Here is a 5,683-nt window from a genome sequence, read left to right as displayed (position 1 = left end):
ACGCGGACCACCTCGGCGCGGACCGCGTCGCGCAGCGCCGCGCCCGGCAGCGGGAGCCCTCAATGCGACATTCACGGCTTTACGACGTAGGTGGGCGTGTCCAGACATGGAACCGCGGGCCGGTGCCGGTCGGGGGAGGGGAGTGCAACGACACCGGCCCGCGGAATTCGAGGGCCGCTCAAGGCGGGGGCCGCAGCTGGTCAGACCCGTGATCCAGGCTGCGTGTGATGATCAATCTAGCGGGGGATTACTGCCTGGGCTAGGGCTTACGCGGAAATTTTTCGATTAATCGCGAAGGGGCGCGGCGGCCGAGAACTGGTTCGCACTGCTCGGGGGTGCGGGCGAAACAGTCCTCGGCCCCAGACGAGAGCCGGCGCGGGTCCGATGGGGCGATCGGTCGGCCGCGCTCGCCGGATCAGGGGTCAGGCCGTGACCGCTCGGCGTGGGTTCACCAGCGCGTGGCGGCCGGTCGTCTCCGCCGCGGTGGGCGCGGGGGCCGGATGGGGCTGGGTCGGGACCGGGCTCTTGCGCCGGCCCTGCAGCCGCCGGTCCGCCGGGGCCTGCTGCGGGGCCAGCCCGCCGGCCACCAGGTGCTCGTGCGCGACCTGCCAGACCGAGCACGGCGCCTTGCAGCGGTGCCACCGGGTCGAGCAGGTGGGGCAGTCGCCGCGCTCGTCGGGCTCGTGCATCTTCAACATCGCGCGCCACGCCTCCGTCAAACGGGGCAGTTCGGAGCGCGCGACCGAGACGAGCGACTGGGCGTCGGCGCGGTTCGCCAGGTCGGTCAGCATGTCGAGGCGCTCCCAGACCGCATTGCGGAGGACCTGCCCGAGTACCTGATCCATGATCAGCTCACCGTTACCTTTCCGCCATCTTGGCGGCTTCATTGAGCGCGGCGCGCAGCTGTCCGAGCTGGCCGGACGTCAACCGCGCGGTCTCGCCGGGGGGCGAGACCAGTACCACCTGGTTGTCTTCGACGAACACCGTCACCGCACGTTCCCGGCTGATCAGGTCGCCGCACTGCACCCGCCACACAAGCTGACCACCCTCGTAGTGGCGGACGCTCGCGGTGCGGGGGTCCACCGCGGCGGCGGGGGTGACGGGGCGGACAGCGGAGACGGTCGGGACCGCCGGCCGCACGGCGCGGGTGGCCGTTCCGGCATGTCCCCCTGCGAACGAGTCCACGAACTCCACGCCCTTCTCCGCTCTGTCGACAGTCTTCGAAGATGCCTTCTGCAACATCGCGCCTTGCCAACGCTGCGGACAACGCTGTGGCACCACACTGCGGTATTCGTAGCTCTCCGTGATCGCTACCGGTGTCCGGGCGGTGACGGAGATCTGACAACTACAGTGAGGTGAAACCGGGTGCGATAGAAGGTCGAAATGGCGTCATAGCGGTGACCGGACCGGGTTCCACGGTAAGCGGTCACCGGACTTCGCCCGGACCGATCAGGGCGCCGGCTCGGCTGTTCACACGGTTCCGCAGGTTTGCCTACGCTGTTTCACAGACGCCCGACCGGACAGTGGAGGGGGCGCGATGGACGCCAGTAACGGTGGCAGTGCCGACGCCCGGCAGAGCCACGCAGTTCCCGCTGACGCGTGGGAGCAGCCGGAAATGAGAGCCGCTCTCGCGTCCCGCGAGATCAGCTCCGTCTACCGGCTCCTGCGCAAGCACGGTGTCTCGCAGCGCCAGATCGCCGCGATGACCGGCCAGTCCCAGTCCGAGGTGTCGGAGATCCTCAAGGGTCGCCAGGTGATGGCCTACGACGTCCTCACGAGGATCGCCGACGGCCTGGGCGTCCCCCGTGGATACATGGGCCTCGCCTACGACGAGGCCACGGCGATACGGGTCGTCGGCTCCGCCGACGGCCGGCAGGCTGAGGAGGACGAGTCCGTGAAGCGACGGAGGTTCCTCGCGCACGCCGCCCAGGTCACGATGGGTGCGGCGGTGTTCGGTCCGGAATCGGGCACGTGGTCGGCGGGACCGGCGCGGACGCCGGCTCCCGGGCGCATCGGGATGACCGACGTGCGCCAGGTGGAGGCCGCGACGCGGGCGCTCCGGGCGCTGGACTACCAGTACGGCGGCGGGTTCTGCCGCGACGCCGTGGTGGCGCAGCTGTCCTGGGGACAGCAGATGCTGGAGTCGAACGGCACCGAAATGGTGAAGAACCGGCTCTACGTCGCACTCGCCGACCTGCACTCGCTGGCCGGCTGGACCTCCTTCGACACCGGGCTGATGGACTCCGCCCGCGGCCACTTCGCGAACGCGCTGGACCTGGCCAAGCAGGGTGAAAACCACCCGCTGGTGGCCAACGTGCTGTACCGCATGGGCCGCGTCTACCTGCACCAGGACGCCCCGAACGACGCGCTGAAGCTGTTCCAGCTCGGCCAGATCGCCGCCCAGGAATCCGGTTCCGAGCTGGCGGTTTCGGTGCTGTGCGCGAACGAGGCCTGGGCCTACGCGATGATGGGCAACGAGGAGCAGGCGGTGAAGCTGCTCGGCCGGAGCAAGGACGAGTTCGAGCGCGCCAACCTGGCCGAAGCCGAGTCGTGGGTCAAGTTCTTCACCGAGACCGACGTCTACGCCATGGTCGGCACCGTCCACACGGTCCTCGCGCAGAAGAACGCGGAGCACACCAAGTACGCGATCCCCGCGCTGAGCAAGGCCGTCGAGTCCTACGACGACGAAATGGCGCGCTCCAAGACGTTCATGCTGAGCGCGCTGGCCACCAACCACCTGCTGGACGGCGACCTCGACCACGGCGCCAAGGTCGGCGGCAAGGCCCTCGACTGCGCCGAAGGCATCAAGTCCGAGCGGGTCAAGGACCGCATGCGGCCTCTGCAGGACGAGGCCGAGCGCCGCCGCAACAACGCCGACGCCCGTGACCTCGCCGATCGCCTCAACGCTTTCTACGCCGCCTGACGCCGGGGGCGGTGGGAGCGCCGGGGCCGTCTTGGCCGGCCGGTTCACAGCCGGGAAACTGCGCGGCGTGCTGGCCGAGACCTGTGCGCTGCTGGGTCTCGATCCCGCCGGCGCGCGGCTGCTGAGGTTCACCAACAACGCGGTGTACGCGCTGGTGACGGCGCCTTTCGTGATCCGGATCGTCGGCTCGACCCGGCTCCGGCACCGCGTCGGGACCGTGGTCCGCGTCGCGCGGCACTTCGAACGACACGGCGTCCCGGCCATCCGGCTCCTCGACACCGTCGAGCAGCCGATGTCGGTCGGCGGGCACCTCGTGACCGTGTGGCACCAGGTCCCGAGCATCGGCCGCCGGGCGACGTCCACCGACCTGGCCCGGCTGCTGCGCCTGGTGCACGCGTTGCCCGCGCCGGACGGTCTCGCCGAGTGGGCGCCGTTCGCCGCGGTGCGAGCCAGGGTGTCCGACGCCGAGGAGATCAGCGACGCCGACCGCGGCTTCCTGCTCGACCGCTGCGCCGAGCTCGAAGCCGCGCTGGCCGAGCTGGAGTTTCCGCTGCCCAGGGGCCTGGTGCACGGCGACGCCCATCCCGGCAACGTCATCCCGGGCCCGGACGGGCCGGTGCTCTGCGACTTCGACTCCTCGTGCGTCGGCCCGCCGGAATGGGACCTGACGCCGTTGGCCGTCGGCGGTGAGCGGTTCGGTGACCCGGCGGTGCGGTACCGGACTTTCGCCGCGGAGTACGGCTTCGACGTGACGTCGTGGTCCGGGTTCGCCGTGCTCCGGGCGATCCGCGAGCTGAAGCTGACGACCAGCGTGCTGCCGATCCTGCGCAGCCGGCCGCAGGTGCGGCCCGAGCTGTACCGGCGCTTGGACGATCTCCGGAATGCCCGGACGGACACGCGGTGGACGCGTTACCGTTGACCTTCACCTGTCACTTGGTGTGACTGACGCCACAATCTGCACGTGCATTCGACGATGGCAAATGACCGTTCGGCGCATCCGAATGGCCGACGGCTCTGGGTAGAGAGTTCTGTCCGACCGGTCACCGCCAATGGAGCACCAGCCATCCCAATGCGCAACTTGCAGCTACTGGGGGTGACTTCACACCGGGTCCGACCTGCGCGGACGACGTTTCAGGAAGCGACGACCGGCGCCCGCGTCAGCGCGACCGCGAAACCGAACGCCAATCCCATGACGGTCAGCTCGAGCGTCGCCCACGCGGCGAGCGCCGTCCGGTTGTGCCGGATGATCCGCGGCATCAGCCGCCAGCGGAGGTGCGCGCCGAGCACGGCGATCACGCCGGTGCACGCGAGCTTCAGGATGAGCAGCTGCCCGTACGGCGTCGTGAAGATCGCCGGCCAGAACCCGATGGTCGGGTTGAGCGAGACCTCGACGAGGCCGTTGAACAGGCCGGTCGCCGCGGAGAGGACCAGGCAGAGCGTCGCGAGCTTCGAGAACCGGGGCAGCGCGTGCGCCAGCAGCGTCCGGTTCGCCACGAGGAGCACGGTCATCGCGCCGAGGCCGCCGGTCCAGGCGACGGCGCTCATCACGTGCAGCTCCATCGAGATCATCGTGTAGTCGTGGTAGTTCCAGTTCGACGCGTGCCCGGTGACCGGCAGCGGCAGCAACGCGAACAGGCCGAGCCCGACCCGGACCTCGGCGGGCACCTTCTCGCCGAAGCGCAGCGCCAGCGCGCCGATCCCGGCGTGGACGAGCGCGAGCGCGGCGACGATGACGAGCGCCTTCCCGGCGCCGACGGCGGCGATGTAGCCGCCGATGTCGCCCGCCGAGAGCGTCGACGAACCCGGCTTGAACTCCGCGGTCTGCAGGATCAGCGCGACCACGGCGGCCGTGGCCCAGACGAGCGCGGCCGCGACGCCGGCCGGCCGCGCCAGCCGCATGACCGGCTCGGTGAGCTTCGGCCGGTCGTAGCCGACGAGCACGGACAGCAGCGCGAGCCCGATCGTGGTGACCGCCGCGAGGTCGAGCAGGACCCGCACGACCGGGATGCCGGCCGAGACCACCGCGCCGGGCTGCACCACGCCGGGGACCGGGGTGGTGGCGGTGAGCGCGACGCCGATGAGGGCGCCGAGCAGGCCCGCCGTCACCACGCAGAGCAGCGTCGAGTAGCGGACCGTCGTGGTGGTCTCGGCCTGGGTCATCGTCTTACTTCTTTTCTTCGGCGGCCTTGCCGCCCGAACGCAGGGCCACGGTCAGCCCGATGGCCAGCAGCACGACGGCACCGGCGATCCAGACCCAGATCGGCACCCCGGTCGACGCCGACTGCGGGGCCGCCTGCGAGGCGCCGCCCGGCGACTTCGCCGCGTCGACGGTCGCCGGCGTGCCGGTGCCCGCGGTGGTGAGGGTGAAGGTCAGCTCGCCGATCACCGGGTGGCCGTCCGCGGACAGCACGCGGTAGCCGACGGTGTACTTCCCGGCCGGGCCGAGCGGTCGCAGGGGCGCGCTGACGACGTTGTTGACGACGCTGATCGGTCCTTCGGCCCACTGCCCGCCGCCGGGTCCGGTCACCGCGATCTGGTTGACGTCCGCGCCCTGCACGTACTGGTCGAACGTCAGGCCGATCTTCGGCGGGCCGGCGGCGAGGGACGCGCCGTTCGCCGGGTCCGAGGAGATCAGCACGTTGTGCGCCAGCGCCGGGGTGGCCGTGCCGATGCTGCCCGCCAGCGCGTCGGTCACCGCTCGGAACGCGCCCGCGTCCGCGAACAGCGGGCTCAGGTCGCGGAACAGTACGCCGGGCTCCG

At 70.7% G+C, this 5,683-nt stretch carries 6 protein-coding genes; 2 read left to right on the top strand and 4 right to left on the bottom strand.

Annotation, left to right across the window (positions count from 1 at the left end):
• Positions 1 to 422 precede the first annotated feature (422 nt).
• Positions 423 to 845 (bottom strand): hypothetical protein, encoded by a 423-nt coding sequence (locus tag AB0M82_RS45820; RefSeq protein ID WP_364736175.1) that lies wholly within the window; start codon positions 843 to 845, stop codon positions 423 to 425.
• Between the two features lie 13 nt (positions 846 to 858).
• The gene (locus tag AB0M82_RS45815) at positions 859 to 1,194 is read right to left on the bottom strand and encodes a hypothetical protein (protein ID WP_364736172.1); all 336 of its coding nucleotides are present in this window, start codon (positions 1,192 to 1,194) and stop codon (positions 859 to 861) included.
• A gap of 343 nt (positions 1,195 to 1,537) precedes the next feature.
• Between AB0M82_RS45815 and AB0M82_RS45810 the strand changes: the two genes are divergently transcribed.
• Positions 1,538 to 2,923 carry a helix-turn-helix transcriptional regulator gene (locus AB0M82_RS45810; RefSeq protein WP_364736169.1) on the top strand — a complete coding sequence of 462 codons (1,386 nt, stop codon included), beginning with the start codon at positions 1,538 to 1,540 and terminating at the stop codon, positions 2,921 to 2,923.
• A gap of 31 nt (positions 2,924 to 2,954) precedes the next feature.
• Positions 2,955 to 3,842 carry an aminoglycoside phosphotransferase family protein gene (locus AB0M82_RS45805; protein ID WP_364736167.1) on the top strand — a complete coding sequence of 296 codons (888 nt, stop codon included), beginning with the start codon at positions 2,955 to 2,957 and terminating at the stop codon, positions 3,840 to 3,842.
• A gap of 212 nt (positions 3,843 to 4,054) precedes the next feature.
• Here the strand turns inward: AB0M82_RS45805 and AB0M82_RS45800 are convergent, their stop codons facing one another.
• Together AB0M82_RS45800 and AB0M82_RS45795 are read right to left on the bottom strand one after the other, a co-directional pair.
• Positions 4,055 to 5,083, bottom strand: a complete 1,029-nt coding sequence (locus tag AB0M82_RS45800) for a CopD family protein (protein WP_364736164.1) — start codon at positions 5,081 to 5,083, stop codon at positions 4,055 to 4,057.
• 4 nt (positions 5,084 to 5,087) lie between these two features.
• A complete protein-coding gene (locus AB0M82_RS45795) occupies positions 5,088 to 5,648 on the bottom strand; it encodes a copper resistance CopC family protein (RefSeq protein WP_364736178.1) in 561 nt (186 codons plus the stop codon).
• Positions 5,649 to 5,683 lie beyond the last annotated feature (35 nt).

This window comes from Amycolatopsis sp. NPDC051128 (assembly GCF_040682715.1).
Classification (GTDB): domain Bacteria; phylum Actinomycetota; class Actinomycetes; order Mycobacteriales; family Pseudonocardiaceae; genus Amycolatopsis.
The sequence above is the reverse complement of the archived record's forward strand: the minus strand, read 5'-3'. Positions and strand labels throughout refer to the sequence as shown.

Excerpts from the sequence above, each read along its gene's own strand:
- AB0M82_RS45820 (WP_364736175.1), bottom strand. The coding sequence starts at position 845 with ATGGATCAGGTACTCGGGCAGGTCCTCCGCAATGCGGTCTGGGAGCGC.
- AB0M82_RS45800 (WP_364736164.1), bottom strand. The coding sequence starts at position 5,083 with ATGACCCAGGCCGAGACCACCACGACGGTCCGCTACTCGACGCTGCTC.
- AB0M82_RS45810 (WP_364736169.1), top strand. The coding sequence starts at position 1,538 with ATGGACGCCAGTAACGGTGGCAGTGCCGACGCCCGGCAGAGCCACGCA.